Source organism: Sphingomonas hengshuiensis (assembly GCF_000935025.1).
Lineage (GTDB): Bacteria > Pseudomonadota > Alphaproteobacteria > Sphingomonadales > Sphingomonadaceae > Sphingomonas > Sphingomonas hengshuiensis.
This window is the reverse complement of the sequence record NZ_CP010836.1, coordinates 940,145-955,850: the sequence shown is the minus strand read 5'-3', so window position 1 is coordinate 955,850 and position 15,706 is coordinate 940,145. Positions and strand designations below refer to the sequence as shown.

The window sequence follows — 15,706 nt, the reverse complement described above, 5'->3', positions numbered from 1 at the left end:
CCTGCCGTTGGCCGGTCAGGGTGATAAATCCATCTTCGATCGTACGGAAATATCGGGAGTTTTCTGAAAAGCACCGTATCAGTTCATCTCGGATGCGCGTGGATGATACCGATTCAAGCACAGGCAATATGATTGCTCGCAGAGAACCCGCCATCGTCCACCCACCCCTTCGACTTCACCTGTCTATCTCAGCTTCGCATCTTTTATACGCACAACCTGCGCCGATCCGGATACGTCCGATTCGACTGCAATACATCGTAAAAAATACGGCACGGGCAAACAATAAACTACTCAACTCGATATTAAGTGATATTCGCATGGCCGACTCCGACTGCCTACAGAGCGGAAGCCAGCTATAAGCTCTCCAAGCACGAACTTCACTGCGCAAGGGATATCGCGCGGCCGATGGTGCTCCGGTCAGCGACCAACAGCGCCGCCACCACAATCCACTTGGTGACTAAAGGCCGCCTCCTCCCCGCATCGATGGTGATGCCGGATCGAACAAGGGCGTCGGGAGATTGCGCGCGGCCACCTAAACAGGGATTGCCTTTGCCCGGCTGCGCGGCATACCATCCTGCGAACATATGTACGGTATGCGAACAATCTGGGGGATAGTATGTTTTCGTTGATGCTGGCAGTTACCGCGGCGGCGCTCGCGCCGACGGAACAGGACGTTCCTGCGCGCTCCGCGGTGCTGCAGATGCCCGCCATCCTGCCGCTGGAACGCCGGGCCGAGACCGAGGATCGCTGGCTCAAGCAGCGGTTCGAGACAGTGCTGCCGATGCTGATGCGGCGCGACAAGGTGCAGATGTGGGTCCTTGTCGCCGGCGAATATAACGAGGACCCGATCGTCGAGACGATGCTGCCCGCCACCTGGCTGCACGCGCGGCGCCGCACGATCCTGGTGTTCTTCGATCCGGGCGCGGGCAAGCCGATCGAGAAGCTGGCGCTGGCGCGCTATCCGGTCGGGGATTTCGCCCCGGCTTGGAACCCCGACGAACAGCCCGATCAATGGGCCGAACTCGCCAAGATCATCGCGGCGCGCAATCCGTCGACCATTGCGCTCAACAGGTCCGAGGGCTTCCCGCTCGCCGACGGGCTCAGCTCGACGCATTATGAGGCGATCGTGCGCGCGCTGGGCCCGGACCTGTCGAAGCGGCTGGTGGCACATGAGCGGCTGGGGCTGGGCTGGCTGGAGACGCGCATCCCCAACGAGATGGCGACCTACCCCATAATCTCGCGCATATCGCACGCGATCATCGAAGAGGGATTTTCCGAACTGGTGATCACGCCGGGGGTTACCACGTCGGACGATGTCGTCTGGTACTTCCGCAATCGCATCGCCGAGTTGAAGCTCGACACCTGGTTCCAGCCCAGCGTCGCGATCCAGCGCGCCGATGGAGGCAAGTTCAGCGTGCAGGAAATGGGGCATCGCGGCGACGCGATCATCATGCCCGGCGACATGCTCCACGTCGATTTCGGCATCACCTATCTGGGGCTGAACACCGATATCCAGCGGCTCGCCTATGTGCTCAAGCCTGGCGAGATACAGGCGCCCAAGGGGCTGCGCGACGGGATGGCGGCGATGAACCGCGTCCGTGCCGCCACCATCGCCGCACTCAAACCCGGCAGCACCGGCAACGAAGTCCTCGCCACCGCGCGCCGGCAGATCGAGCGCGAGGGGATCGAGGGCACGATCTATTCGCACCCGATCGGCTATCACGGCCATGGCGCGGGAACCTGGATCGGCGCGTGGGAGAGCCAGAAGCCCGCGCCGGGACGCGGCGAGTATCGCATCGACCCCAACACCGCCTGGTCGATCGAACTCAACGCCGAAGCGAAGGTGCCCGAATGGGGCGGCCAGAAGGTGCGGTTCATGCATGAGGAAGACGGCTTCCTGTCACCCGATGGCAGCTTCCGCTTCCTCGATGGCGGGCAGGAGAGCTTCATCCTGGTGCCCAGGCCCTGATCGCGACTGCCGCTCCCGCCAGCGCGCGGGAGCGCAATCGCATATGAACAACACGCCGTCATCCTGACGAAAGTCAGGATCCATTCGGTGCTCCGCCTACGCTTCTTGACCCAACGGAGTGGAGAATGGGTCCCAGCCTGCGCTGGGATGACGGAATATATGCTTGCCCGAATGCGTCTACGATTTCCGCTCCCGCCAGCGCGCGGGAGCGGCAGCCGGCTTATTCCGCGCCGATCAGGTGGAACCTGGTCTGGCGACCGTCGATGTAGCGCACGGTCTGGCCGTCGAAGAACGCGTCTTCCTCGCTCTTGAAGTCGACTTCCTGATTGCCCCATTCGGGCACCGTGCGGGTCGCCTTGAGTTCGATCGACCAGGCGATGTTCGGGCGCAGCTTATATTCGCCGGTGGGAACGAACTTCTGCTCCTCCGACAGGCCGATACTGCTGCCCGCGGCGTGACCGTGATAGCCGATCGGGTGCGAATAGATGGTCGGCTTCAGCCCCTGCGCGATCGCCTTGCCGCGGGCGCGGTTGAGCACTTCGTTGCCCGTCACGCCGACGCGGAATTCGGACGTCACCGCATCCTGAACACAGTTGCTGTCGAGCAGCCCGGCCCTCAGCCCCGCCGGGGCATCGCTCTCGCCGTCGCGCAGCACATAGGCGACATGCTGGGTATCGGTGTTGAAGCCCAGATAGACGATCCCGAAATCGACGCGCAGCATGTCGCCCTTCTGGATCACGCCGGCCTGTTCGCGCAGTACGCCCGGCGTGCCTTTGCGCGTGACCTCTACCGAGGGATGGAACCACGAACCGAAGCCCAGGTCGTTGACGCGTTGGCGATACCACCACACCAGATCCTCGTTGGTGGTCACGCCGGGCTTGACGACCTTCGCCGAAAAGCCCTCGCCGATGATCGCATGCGCCGCGCGCACCGCCTCGGCATAACGCACCATTTCCTGCGGCGTACGCGTCTCGAGCCAGCCGATCGCCAGCGGATAGCCGGGCACGATCCGTTCGCGCATCGCCGGCGTCAGCGCAGCCATCAGGTCGGTATATTGGCTGTGGGTGATGCCGTCCGCGAACGCCGTCAGCGACGACGTGTTGAGCGCGATCTTCCTGGGATTGCGCGCGGCAACGAGTTCGCGGACGCGCGCCCATTGGTCGGGCTGTTTGTCCATGTCCCATACGGGTTCGTACAGGTCGCCCATGCCGTGCTTGCTCACCACCAGCCGCTCGATCGGCTTGCCCTGACCCGGATCGAAGAAGATCAGGATCGTGCGGCGCCGCGCGCGCAAATTGGTGGCGTTGAGCATCGTCGTCATCACCGGGTCTTCGAGATATTCGCGGGCGACGAGGATCCACATGTCGATCCCGTTCTCGCGCATCAGCGCGGGCAGGACGGTTTCGAACCGCTGTTGCAGCCACCGGTCGCGCAGCACCGCCTGCTCGCGCAGCGGCAGAATCGCGGGCATGGCGGGCGACATCGACGCCTCGCTCTGGGTCGGCGTGCACGGCGCCGCCGAGGCATGCGGGATCGGCAGGGCGAGCGCGGCGGCGCTGCCCATGGTCAGGGCCTTGAGGGGAGACATACGTGTCCTTTCGTGGAGCCTAGCCAAAGGGCTGGTCGAGCGAGGGGGGCGGCTGCGTGAAATAGCGCGGGCCGCGATCGGTCATGTAGAAGCAATCCTCGACGCGGACGCCGAAGCTGCCGGGGAAATAGAGGCCCGGCTCGTTCGAGAAGCACATGCCCGCGGCCAGCGGCGTGGCCTCGCCATGGACGAGATTGACCGGCTCATGGACGTCGAGCCCTATGCCATGTCCCGTGCGATGCGACAGCCCGGGCAGCCGGTAGCGCGGGCCGTAACCGAGCTTTTCGTAATAGCCGCGCACCGCATCGTCGACGCTGCCCGCAGCCGCGCCGATCCGCGCCGCCTGCATCGCGATGTCCTGCCCGCGCCGGGCATCGCTAAAGGCCTTGCGCTGCTCCGCCGAGGGCGCGCCGTGGACGAAGGTGCGCGAAATGTCGGCGTGATAGCCCTCGATCGTGCAGACGCAGTCCATCAGCACGATCAAGCCCTCGCTCAGCTTCAGCCGCTCCTTCGAACCATGCGGCAGCGCGCTGCCGGGACCGATCTGGGCACTGCTCGATCCGCGCTGGCCGCCCAGCCGTGCGATCTCGGCGGTCATGATCGCGTTGATCTCGGTCGCGGTCATGCCGCGCTGCACCTGCGGGTGCGTCGCGCGGTACGCCGCGTTGAGGATATCGTTCGCACGCTGCACCAGCGCAATTTCGGCGGGGCTCTTGATCAGCCGCAGCGCGTTGACCACGTCCGCCCCCGACACGGTGCGCAGATCGGGCAGCAGCGCGCGGATGCCGTCGACGATGAAGAAGCGCGCAGTCTCCTCGATCGCCAGCGTGCCGCCGGCCAGCTTCTTCGCCTTGAGCCAGTCCGCGATCAGCGCGAACGGACTTTCATCCTCCTGCCACACCCGCACGTCGCCGGGGACGTCGAGCATCTCGCGGATCGACGGTTCTTCGAAGAAGGGCGTGACGATCAGCACCGGGCCTTCCGCGGGGATCACCGCGGCGGTGGTGCGTTCGCTGCGCCACCAGTCGACTCCGGTAAAATAAACGAGCGACGATCCCGCCTCGACGAGCAATGCAGAGAGGTTGCGGCGTCGCAGCTCGGCCTGAACCCGCGCCAGCCGCGCCTCGCGCTCGGCGCGCGTGATCGGCAGGGCGGTGGCGATCGCCGGGGATTGCGGCTTGGCCAACGCGCGCGGTGCCGCCCCGAGCGCAGTGCCCGCAGCGGCGAGCCCCAGCACTCCGCGACGGCCGAGGCTCACTTCGCGCGGCTCCCCAGGTCGCGCAGCAGCGCATCCCAATAATCGAGCTGACGCAGATAGGCGGCGATCGGCACGCGCTCGTCGGTGCCGTGCGCACGGCTGTCCTCGGGCATCCGCAGCGGCAACGCACCGGCGCCATAGGTGGGGATGCCGCGCTTGCGGAACTCGCGCCCATCGGTGCCGCCCGACGACATGCTCGGCTTGAGCTCGACCCCGGGATAGACCTTGCGTACCGACCGTTGCAGCGTCGCGAACAGCGCGGGGTTCACCGGCGATACCGGGCTCTCGACCGCCTCGCCGATCAGCGCGAAGCGGATCTTGTCGTTGCCAATCGCCTCGACCAGCTTCGCCTGCACCGCCGCGACCGGGGTGCCGGGGAAGATGCGGCAATTGACGGTGAGCGTCGCATTCTGTGGCAGCGCGTTGGGGGCGTTGCCCGCCTGGAGCATCGTGCCGACACAGGTGGTTTGGAGCAGGTTCGAATATTGCGGATATTTCTCCACCTCGGCGCGCGCCGCGGCGTCGGTCGGGTTGGCCAGCAGCGTCGTCAGCGCAGCGCCGAGCGCCCCGCCCTTCTCCGCCGCGAGGTCGGTGACCATGATGCGCGTGATCTCGTTGAACTCGACCGGGAAGCGCACCGACTGGACCTTCTTGATCGCGTCGGCGAGTTCGTAGATCGCGTTCTCGGGGCGCGGCACCGAGCTGTGGCCGCCCGGGTTGCTCGCCGAGATCGCGAAGCTGGCGTTGGTCTTTTCCGCTGCCTGGATATTGAAATCATATTTGCCGTCGGCGGTCACCGAACCGCCGCCGGCATCCGAATTGAGCGCATATTCGGCGCGCGCCACCCAGGGATGCTCGATCAGCTTGCGCGTGGTCAGCATGCCGGTCTCCTCGTCTCCCGAAAAGGCGAGGAGCAGATCGCGCTCGGGCACGAAGCCCGCTTTCTTCAGCCGGATGAACGTGGCGACCAGCGCGGTGACCCCCGCCTTGTTGTCGGTCGAGCCGCGGCCATAGATATAGCCGTCCTTCTCGGTCGGCACATAGGGATCGGTCGCCCAATTCTCCTTGAGCGCGTCGACCACGTCCATATGGCCGAGGAACGCGATGGGCTTCGCCGCCGGGTTGCGGCCGGCATAGCGCACCACCAGCCCCACGGTCTTCTCGCCGTCGATCTCGACGGGCAGCATCTGGATATCCTCGTCGCGAAAGCCCGCTTCGCGCAGGCGCTTGGCGAATTTCTCCGCCAGCACCGGCACCTGCCCCCGCCCCTTGGCGGTCGGCGTGGCAATGGCTTCCTCCAGGATTGCCCGGGCCATGGCGCGATCTGTGTCGGTCACCGCCGCCGCCTTCTGCGCCGCGGCAGGCAGAGCCGCTCCGCCGACAGACACCAGCACCAGCGCCGCGACGCGCCGAGCAAATCCGTGATTCATGCAAACACCCTCTCGAAAACGAAAAATCCCCGGGGACGATAGTGCGTCCCCGGGGCTGGTACCAATCAGAAGCCGATCGACGCGCTCAGGAAGAGATAGCGGCCGGTCGCGTCATAGAATTGCGGGTAGGTGTTGCCGTTGCCGCCATCCTCGATCGCCGAAGTCGTGGTGAGGGGGGGGTCCTTGTCGAGGATGTTGTTCACGCCCAGGCGGAGCGTGAAGTCCTTGCGCACGGTGAGCGCCGTCGACAGATCGAAATAGCTGCGCGCGTTGAGTTGCTCGTTGAGCGCGGCATAGCTGCCGGTGAGCGCGGGCTGATCGCTCGTCTGCGCGATCTTGACCGACGACACGAAGCGCCAGCCGAGCGCCACGTTGAACGCGCTGCTCGGCGCCCAGATCGTCGTCAGCTTGTGGCGCCATTCGGGACGCGGACGCCCGCACAGCCCGGCATAGAGCCCCGCGCATTCATACACGTCGGCGCTCGGCGAATTGGGCAGCGGCACCGTCTTGTACGAGTCGAGATAGGTGCCCGCGAGGTTGAAGCTCAGCCGCCCGCCGCCGATGCCGAGATCGTCGAGGTTCATCCGGTAATCGACGGCGACGTCGACGCCCTTGGTCTGGAGCGAGCCGGTGTTGACGTTGAAGCGGCGGAAATACCCCGCCTCGCCCTGCCACAGCGACCCCGCCGGGCTGCGTTGGATCTGGTTGCAGAAATACGCATCCCCGCTCGACAGGCAGTTCGCCAGCGAGAGGTTCGGGTTGACGCTGCCGACGAGGTTCTCGACCTTGATGTCGAAATAATCGACCGAGATGGTCAGCCCGCGGACGAAGCTCGGCTCGAACACCGCGCCGAGCGACAGCGTCTTCGCCGTCTCCGGCTGGAGGTCCGGGTTACCACCGATCAGCGAGTTGAACTGGCCCGCCGGATTGTCGACGATATTCCCATATTGCGCCGCCGTCACGCCCGTGCGTGCGCATTGCGCGAAGGTCGCGATCGGGGTCGCGCCCGAGCAGGGATCGTAGGACCCATCGGCATTCTCGGTCAGCTCGACTTCGAACAGCGTCTGGCTCGAGAACAGCTCGATCACGTTCGGCGCACGCACCGCGCGCTGGTACGAACCGCGGAAGCGCACGTCGCGCACCGGCGCCCAGTTCAGCCCCAGCTTGTAGGTGTCGGTCTTGAAGCCGGTGTCATAGTCCGAATAGCGATAGGCGCCTTCGAACGAGAGCGTGTCGAAGAACGGGCGGCTTTCGACCAGCGGCACGATCAGCTCGCCGAAAAACTCCTTCGCCGCGGTCGAACCGCTGATCGGCAGCTCGGGGCTGGCGGAAGCCTGATAGATTTCGTCCGGCTGGTAATCGACGCTGTTCTTGCGATATTCGAGGCCGAAGGCGATGCCGATGCCATTGTCCGCAAAGGGCGACTGGATGCCATAGGTGCCCAGATTGCCCTCGATCACGCCGACGATGTTGATCAGGCTGGTGTCGCCGGTGATGCTCTTCACTTCGGCGACATAGTCCGTCGCAGCCTGGCTGGCCGAGGCGCCGAAATAGTCGAGCGGCGCGCAATTGGCGTCGTTGTTGTTCGGATTGGCATCGGCATTGATCGCGCAGACGATCTGGCCGGTCGAGTTGCGCACCGCGTTGAACGCATTGGCCGTGCGCTGGCGATTGGAGTCGCCCGAGAAGCGGCTGCGATAGCTGACCTTCGAATAGATGCCGTACAAATCATAGTTGAACGGGCCGAAAACCGAACCCTTGGTCCCCGCGACGACGCGATAGGTCTGGTGCTGGATGTCGTCCTGGCGGTTGCCGCCTTCGACGTTGCGGCGCGCGACCAGCACGCCCTCTGCGACCGAAGCCGGGCCGGCATAATTGCCCTGCGCGTCATAGGTGCTGGCGGTCGACAGGCCGCGGCTGGTGCACAGGAAATTGGCCTGCTGCGTGCTCAGGAACGGGTTGTCGCAATTGATCCCGTTGATGCCGTTGGCATTGATGTTGATGCCGGCGCTGTTCACGCCCGGCGCGATCTGCGCCACCGAGCGATCATCCATGAACGCCAGTTCGAGATACGGCTTGAAATGGTCGTTCACTTCGTAATGCGCCGTCGCGCCGAACGAATAGCGCTCATCGGGGCGCTGGTAATAGTTATAGGGCGCGAAATTATAGGTCTGGGTGCCCGCGACGAACTGGCCGTCCGATACGCGGAACGAGGTCGGCAGCCCGGCGATACCGCCCGCATTGGTCAGGTTGGCGGGGGCATTGGTGCCCGATCCGCTGCACGAATAGGTGTTGCCGCCGGTGCCGGTGGTGCCCAGCGCGCACGCGCTGTAATCATAATCGGCCTGGAGGATCGCATTGACCTTGCGATAGGTGGCATAGGCCGTGACGTTGCCGCGACCATCGGCAAGATTGCCGCCCGCGACCGCCGAAATCTCGGTCGTGAAGCCGTTCCACACGCTGCCGTCGGGCTTGGGATAGGCACCCGGGACCGCCGCGTTCCGGCTGTCCAGCAAGTCGCGCAGTTCGCCGCGATCGTTATTGTGCTGATAGCCGCCGACGCTGCCCGTCATGCGGAAGCCGTTGAAATTGTCCATCAGCTTGAAATTGACCACGCCGGCGATCGCGTCCGAGCCATAGACCGCGGATGCGCCGCCGGTGAGCACTTCGACCGACTGGATCAGCGGCGTCGGCACCTGGTTGAGATCCGACGGGATGTTCTTGGGCGAGCCATAGGGCAGCCGCCGACCGTTCACGAGGACCAGCGTGCGCGACGGCGTGAGCCCACGAAGATCGACCTGTGCCGTGCCGGTCGCTTCGTTCGAATTGGCGGCCCCCTGCGCCGCGAACACCTGTGGCAACTGGTTCACCAGATCCTCGGTGCGCACCGTGCCGCGCTGGGCGAACTCTTCGGACGAGATCGTCGTAATCGGGCTGACGCTGACGACATTGGCCGAGCTGATGCGCGAGCCGGTGACGACGATGGCTTCGCCTTCCTCGCTTACCGGCGCGTCTTCGGCGACCTGCGCCATCGCGGGCAGCGCCGAAAGCGTGCCGAGCGCGAAGACCGAGCCGAGCAAAGTCGCGCGAATTCCGTTGCGTTGGATCATGATATATTTCCCCGTTTTTGGTTTATGTCTTGGTGATTGGGCGGCCCGGGCCGCGATCAGCGGTAGCGCCAGCTCGTCAGGTCGGCGCCCGGCGGGGCCGCCGCCTCGATCCGCTTGAGGATCTTGGGCACGTACATGCTGTTGTAGCGCAGCCGCCCGACCGAATTGGGCACGCTGGGATCGCCGTTCCAGCAATGCTCGTCGCGGTCGCCATAGGTGAGCTCGCCCTGATAGGCCGGCGTCGCCTTTTTGAGGAAATCCTCCATCAGGTAGACGGCGTTGTTCAGGTAGAAATTGTCCATGTCGCCGACATAGATATGGATCTTTCCCTGGAGCTTTGGCCCCAAAGTCTTCCAGTCACGTTCCATGATGTAGCGAAGATCGTAATTCTCGCGCCAATAGTCGGCGACCTTCTTGTCGATGACGCCGGTCGCCTTGTCCCAGATCCGCTGCGGATAGCCGTCCGCGCCCATCGGCGAATAGACCGCCTCCCAGATATCCCATTGGCCGCCCGAGCGCGTCTTGTCGCCGAGCACCGCTTCCCAGCGATTCTCGTCCTCGGCAGTGTAGGAGACATGGCCGAGATAATCGCGCTTGCCGGGCTTGGCGACGCGCCCGAACGGGCCTTCGCGCCAATAGGCGTTCTTGTCCTCATAGAGGTTGGTGACCATCGTCTGGCGGAAGTCGATCGGGTCCGGGCAGGCCGCGAACGCGCCGTTATAGTCGTCCGGATAGAAGACCTGCACCGCCAGCGCTTCCCAGCCGCCGGTCGATCCGCCGTAGAGGAAGCGCGACCAACCCTGCCCCAACCCGCGGAACTTCTTCTCGAGCGCGGGGATGAAATCATAGGTGATGGCGTCGCCATACGGCCCAAGATTGGCCGAGTTCACCGCATAGCTGTCGTCATAATAGGGATTGCTATGGTCGATCTCGACGATCAGCATCCGGGGGAAATCGGGCGACGTCCATTTCTTGTAGAAGTCATAGGCTTCCTGCTGCTCGGTGCGGGCATAGCAAGGCTCGTTGCGGAAGCGTTCGCTCTGGACGCATTTGACGTTCGGATCGGGCGGCGTGGTGCGGAAGCCGCCGAAATCGTCGGGGAAATGCCCGTGGAAGATCGCCAGCGGATATTTCGCCTCGGGATGCTTGTCGAAATCCTTCGGGACGAGGACATGGCCGTTGAGGAAGACGTCGCGGCCCCAGAATTTGGACAGCCGCTCCGACTTGAACTTGAAGTGGCGGATGAACTCGCTGTCCTTGGGCTCGACCACCGGGGGCAGGATATCGGTGAGCGCGATCGTGATCGCCCCTGCCCGCTTGGGGTCGAAATCGACCTTGACCGGCTTGCTGATGATGTTGCCGGGTTCTTTGCGCCAATTCTGCCCTGCGCCGCGCGCGGCGGGGAGCTTTACGGTCTTGCCGTTGCCCAGGGTAAAACTGTCATATTTGTGGAGAACGGCCTGCACCGTGTAGGTGCCCGCCGGGATGTCGGCCAGCGTGCGGCCGGGATATCCGGGGACGGTCGCGCCGATCACGCGGAACTGGCCCTTGCCGAATTTTTCGACCTGCAGCCCGAAAATCTGCGGCGCGTCGAACGCGGGGCCGACCTGGAACCGGGGCTCGGTCTTGTCGTCCCGGGTCAGGATCAGGATCAGCCGGCCTTCATAGGTCGTCGCCGAAACCGGCGCGGCCAGTTCGACTCGGAATTCCTCCGCATGAAGCGCGTGCGTGCCCAGCGTCAGCGTCGCCATCGCGACACCGACCGCGAATATCTTTCGCATGTCCGTTTCCCCTGTTCCGGCGCCCCTTTTCGGGTCTGACCGTGAACAAATGTGTGATTTTGGTTACGCCGTCTGTCAATAGGGTTTGAGCGCATAGCGCACAAATGTTTTGCCAGTGAACTGCGCGAACCTCCGGGAATCTACGACATTCACCGATTTCAGCGGATTTCCGAGGATAATTGCGTACACTGGCGGGCTGAACCGAGTCGTCGGGGCGTTCGCCTGGCGAACATGTCCGGGCGGTTTATGGAGAAGGTTCAAAATTTAGCCGATCCCCCGAGCAGATAGAGACGCGCCCTTCGCGGCGAAGAGGACTGAAAAGTGGACGATTCCGACATTCTGGAAGATCTGGCGCCTATTGAACGCGATGGGGTCGAAAGCGACGGGCACGAACCGGACGACAGCGACCGCGATTACGTGGCGTCGCTGGCCCGGGGTCTCGACGTGATCTGCGCCTTCACCCGCTTCACGCCGCGCATGACGCTGAGCGAAGTCGCCAAGTCGGTGAACATGTCGCGCGCGACGACCCGGCGGCTGCTGCTGACGCTGGTCCGCGAGGGCTATGCCGAGAAGAACGACCGGCTCTTCTCGCTGCGGCCCAAGGTCCTCCAGCTCGGCTATTCGGCGCTGTCGTCGGTCGGAATCCTCGACGTGGTCCAGCCGATCATGAACGAGCTGACCCAGCGCACGCAGGAATCGATCTTCACCGCGGTGCTGACCGGCGACGACGTCACCTATCTGGCGCGGTCGACTCCCGATCGCGTGATGGCGGTCAGCATCAATATCGGCAATCGCCTGCCCGCTTATGCGGCATCGACCGGGCGGGTGCTGCTCGCGGGGGAGAGCGACGAGGCGCTGGAGCGCTATCTCGACCGAGTCGACCTCACGCATCACACGGCCCGCACGGTGACGTCGAAGGCGAAATTGCGCGAGGCGATCCTGGAGACGCGGCGCTGCGGCTATTCGCTGGTCGACGAGGAACTGGAGCTGGGCGTGCGATCGCTATCGGTGCCGATCCGCGACGCGCGGCAGCGCGTGATCGCCGCGCTGAATGCCTGTTGCCCGTCGGTGCGCTTCACCGTGAAGGACATGGAGCAGCAGCTCGTCCCCGAATTGCTGAAGGCGGCGAGCCGGATCAACCAGGGCTTTCTCGGCTGACCAAGGCCCCTCGCAGGCCGAGTCACGCGTCGATCCGATAGCCGTGATCTGCCATTACCGCGGCGAAATGCCGTTCGAGCACGCCGGCCTGGGCGCGGGTCAGCACGTCGCGCCAGCCGCCGACGCGGCCCGAGCGAAAGAAGCGCGCCTGCCCCGGGCGGCTTTCGCGGAACCCCTTGCGGGCTTCCTGGCGCTGAAGTTCTTCGAACCGGGAATGGTCGACCGCGCGGCGAATATCGGCGTCGCTGGCGTGCCCGCCCAGAAAGTCGATGATGCCGCGCAGCGTAGCGGGCGTATCGCCGTGCATCGCCTCGTACCGCACGACCTTCGTCGGGACCACGCGCTGCAAAGACCATCCGGCGACGTGCGCCCCCCAGTCGCCGACGACATAGGGCAGCAGAAGCGAGCCCGCCGAATGCGCCCGGGGATCGATCATCTGCGCGATTGCCGCGTCGATCGAGAGGCTGGCATGGTGGCTGAGCGATACCGCGACGTCGCGGGGATCGCGGACGATGTACAGCGCGCGCCGAGCCGCGGTGCCGAGCGTGGGCTCGCCCGCGTGCCGCCAGAAGCGATCATGCGTCTTGCAGAAAAACGCCTGGCGCCGGTCCTGCGCCACGAAATCGCAGTGCAGCGGGCGCAATGCGTCCAACTCGTCGCGGTCGAGCATGTCCGGATCGACCAGCATATCGTCGGCGAAGCGCCACCGGCTCACGAGCGTCTCGGGCTCGGACAGGTTGTTGATGTCGGCGGGGCGGTCGGCGCCGGACAGGAGGTTCGCGAGCAGGACGCGCATCCAGGTATTGCCCGATTTCGGATAGGAGGCGAGCCAGACGAGCCCGGGAGGGATGTCGGTCACCGCCCCGCCTCCTCAGCGCAACCCGGCCCAGTGCGCGTTGAGCATCGCCACGCCTTCGTCGAGGCGACCGAACTCAAAGGCGCGGTGCAGGCGAAACACGGGGACATGGCCGAGCAGCGCCGCCGCCCGTCTGGCCGGCTGCGCCCGGTCCGAATAGGCGAGTGCCAGCCGCCGGCGATAGGTCTGGTGGAGCAGCGCCTGCGCCGCGTCCAGCAAGGGAAACGGCGTGATGCCGGCGGGGGCGGCGGCATTGGCGTGGGCGAGCATGTAGATTGCGGCCAGCGGCGCGGCGACGGGCGCGTCCGATGCGTCCCCCACCCTCACATGAAATTTCTCGATCCGGCGCCGCACGCGCGCGCCGACGCCGTCGCCCAGCCCGATCGTCGCGATGCTGTCGGGATAGAGGCGCAGCGCGCGCCCGTCCGCGTGCACCAGCGGCCCGCCGTGCGGAGGCTGCTCGATCGCGCAGACGTCATCGGCCAGCAAGGTCGCGCCGTCGCGCACCAGCGCGCCGGCAAGCGTCGACTTTCCGGCACCGCTTGCGCCGCAGAACACGAAGGCGCGGCCTTCCCGGACGACCGCGGAGCCGTGGAGCAGCATCGCGCCCCGCTGATAGAGGATCGCCGCAAAGGCCGTGCCCGTGACGAACACGAGAATATCGTCGAGCGGAGTCTCCGGCGCCGGGCACACCGTGATCTTGCGACCGTCTTCGGCGAGGAAGCGGCCGATCTGGGGCAGGTTGAGCAGGAAGCTGCGGTCGTCGGCGGTCCAATTGGCCCCGCGGTGCGCGGGGGTCGCAAGGCTCTCCGCGACCTCGCCGAGATGGATGGTGACGTCGGGCGGCGCGGCCTTTGCCGGATCGTCCGCCAACCGCATCGGGAGCGCGAATTCGGACGCCACCGACAGCCCGGACAAGCGATAACGGTAAGGCGACGAGGGACGCGCGGACATGGCGCGATTTGAAAGCAGCACGTGGGAAACACAAGCATTTTGTCCAAGCGGGCGAGTCCGCGTCAAATCGGGCGACAGACACGATGCACTTGTATTGCCAAACGGCCGGGTTAGGCTTATCCTTATCTACATAGTGCCATAGCTGAGCCGGGAATTTCAAATGATGAGCGGTGATTTACCAAGCGCTTCCGCCCCAGAGCTTACTGGCGGCAACCTGCGCAAGCCGTGGCATCCTCCGGTGATCGAGGATGCAGATATTTCCGCGGTCACCCATGGCGGCGGAAACTCGGGGATGGAGGGCACTCCCGTCATGAAGACGGGCTCCTGATCGCATTCCTTTGGCTTCGTCCGGGACTTAATTTCGGACAGTAACCAGCCCTTTGCGGGCCAATGTGATCACGCCGTCTCTGACGCTTGTCGCGTCGATCTCGGGCAGCGCGGCGGATAGGCTCGCGACCGTGTGGCCGGCGTCCGCCATCACCAGCGCCAGAATATGGCATTCGATGCCTTCCAGCGTCCAGCTCTGCGTCCCCGCCTGGACGGTGCGGCCGGGTTCGCCGTGCGCCCCCGCCTGCCCCAGCGGGCGGCGCAGCGTCGGAACCACGCGCGTATCGGGATGGACGCGCCGGTCGACACCCAGGAACCCGGCCTGTAGCGGTTCCACGCGCTGATCCAGCAGCGTGAGCACGGCATCGAGGTCCAACGCGTCGACGGCGCGATGCAACAGCTGCTTGGCGGCGGTCAGCCACGCCTGTTTCTGCGCGGCGTCGGCCAGGATCGGCAGGTCCTGGCGCCCGATCTCCTCCGCCTGGCACGCCTCCGCCAGCGCCGCCGTAAGCGCTTCGAAACCGGGCGTCGCGATCCCGATCGTCAGGTGCATCGCGTCCTCGCCGGGCGCGAGCGCCGCGGCATGGACCTCGCCGCGCGGCAGATAGAGGATGTCCCCGGGCTCCAGCACGGCTTCCCATTCGGGCTCGCCCAGCACGTCCGGCACCTTGCACGTCGCATGCGACAGCGGCGCGCGCCATGGCTGCCCCCAACTACGCCAGTGCTTGCGGCCATGGAGATGCAGGACCAGCACATTGTGGCCATCCCAATGCGGCTTGAACGCGCTGTCCCGACCGAAGCTGGCATAGAGGTTGGTCTTGACCGGCGCGCGAAAGGCCCGCTCGAAAATCGCATTCAGTCTCCGGGTCTCGGAGTCGAACCGCTCGACACCGTTGATCACCGTGCTCACGCCCTGTTGCGCATAGTGATGCAGCGCCGCCGCCCGCATCCGCGTCGGCGGCTTTTGCCGCTTGGGGCGCAGGATGGTCATTTCGGCAGGGAGGATGGCGTTGTTGCGCGCGAATTCGATGTCCCCGGCGAGCACCCTGTCCGCCGTGACGAGGTCGTTGAAACGCTCCCACGGCATGAGCCCGGCAAACTGACGGGCGCGATCGGTGCGGAGCAGCAACCGCGTTCCGCTCGCGGCGGCGGCGCGCAGCGCGGCGGGATCATGGGGGTGGAGCAAGTCCGCAAATGACGTGATCATGGCATGTCCTGACAGCGATCCGCGACGCGAGGTCGGGTCCTTCCTACAACCCCGCCCGCAAATGCGTA

General features: G+C 65.1%; 11 protein-coding genes. 3 read left to right on the top strand and 8 right to left on the bottom strand.

Features of this window, described 5'->3' with window-relative positions; genetic code table 11:
* The first annotated feature begins 628 nt into the window (after nt 1-628).
* Nucleotides 629-1,969 carry a M24 family metallopeptidase gene (locus tag TS85_RS04225; RefSeq protein ID WP_044335823.1) on the top strand — a complete coding sequence of 447 codons (1,341 nt, stop codon included), beginning with the start codon at nt 629-631 and terminating at the stop codon, nt 1,967-1,969.
* A gap of 220 nt (nt 1,970-2,189) precedes the next feature.
* Here TS85_RS04225 and TS85_RS04220 read toward each other — a convergent pair whose 3' ends face one another.
* The 5 genes from TS85_RS04220 to TS85_RS04200 form a co-directional block, all read right to left on the bottom strand.
* On the bottom strand, nt 2,190-3,557 hold the full coding sequence (locus tag TS85_RS04220; protein ID WP_044330606.1) for a M24 family metallopeptidase: 1,368 nt from the start codon (nt 3,555-3,557) through the stop codon (nt 2,190-2,192).
* Nucleotides 3,558-3,576: 19 nt separating this feature from the next.
* Nucleotides 3,577-4,815 (bottom strand): M24 family metallopeptidase, encoded by a 1,239-nt coding sequence (locus TS85_RS04215; protein ID WP_044330603.1) that lies wholly within the window; start codon nt 4,813-4,815, stop codon nt 3,577-3,579.
* On the bottom strand, nt 4,812-6,245 hold the full coding sequence (locus TS85_RS04210; RefSeq protein WP_044330601.1) for a M20/M25/M40 family metallo-hydrolase: 1,434 nt from the start codon (nt 6,243-6,245) through the stop codon (nt 4,812-4,814). The genes TS85_RS04215 and TS85_RS04210 overlap by 4 nt, the downstream gene beginning before the upstream one ends.
* Nucleotides 6,246-6,310: 65 nt before the next feature.
* Nucleotides 6,311-9,355: a TonB-dependent receptor plug domain-containing protein gene (locus TS85_RS04205; RefSeq protein ID WP_052507734.1), complete on the bottom strand. Its 3,045-nt coding sequence runs from the start codon at nt 9,353-9,355 to the stop codon at nt 6,311-6,313.
* 56 nt (nt 9,356-9,411) lie between these two features.
* A complete protein-coding gene (locus TS85_RS04200; protein WP_052507733.1) occupies nt 9,412-11,136 on the bottom strand; it encodes a hypothetical protein in 1,725 nt (574 codons plus the stop codon).
* Between the two features lie 321 nt (nt 11,137-11,457).
* Between TS85_RS04200 and TS85_RS04195 the strand changes: the two genes are divergently transcribed.
* A complete protein-coding gene (locus TS85_RS04195) occupies nt 11,458-12,294 on the top strand; it encodes an IclR family transcriptional regulator domain-containing protein (protein ID WP_227698659.1) in 837 nt (278 codons plus the stop codon).
* A gap of 22 nt (nt 12,295-12,316) precedes the next feature.
* Here TS85_RS04195 and TS85_RS04190 read toward each other — a convergent pair whose 3' ends face one another.
* Nucleotides 12,317-13,153, bottom strand: coding sequence for a sulfotransferase domain-containing protein (locus tag TS85_RS04190; protein ID WP_052507732.1), 837 nt, complete (start codon nt 13,151-13,153; stop codon nt 12,317-12,319).
* Nucleotides 13,154-13,165: 12 nt separating this feature from the next.
* On the bottom strand, nt 13,166-14,104 hold the full coding sequence (locus TS85_RS23975) for a phosphoenolpyruvate carboxykinase (ATP) (protein ID WP_155006292.1): 939 nt from the start codon (nt 14,102-14,104) through the stop codon (nt 13,166-13,168).
* 160 nt (nt 14,105-14,264) lie between these two features.
* Between TS85_RS23975 and TS85_RS25200 the strand changes: the two genes are divergently transcribed.
* Entirely contained in the window at nt 14,265-14,432 is a 168-nt protein-coding gene (locus TS85_RS25200) for a hypothetical protein (RefSeq protein ID WP_155006291.1), read from the top strand.
* A 27-nt stretch (nt 14,433-14,459) separates the two neighbouring features.
* Here the strand turns inward: TS85_RS25200 and TS85_RS04180 are convergent, their stop codons facing one another.
* Entirely contained in the window at nt 14,460-15,638 is a 1,179-nt protein-coding gene (locus TS85_RS04180; protein WP_044330599.1) for a JmjC domain-containing protein, read from the bottom strand.
* Nucleotides 15,639-15,706: the final 68 nt, after the last annotated feature.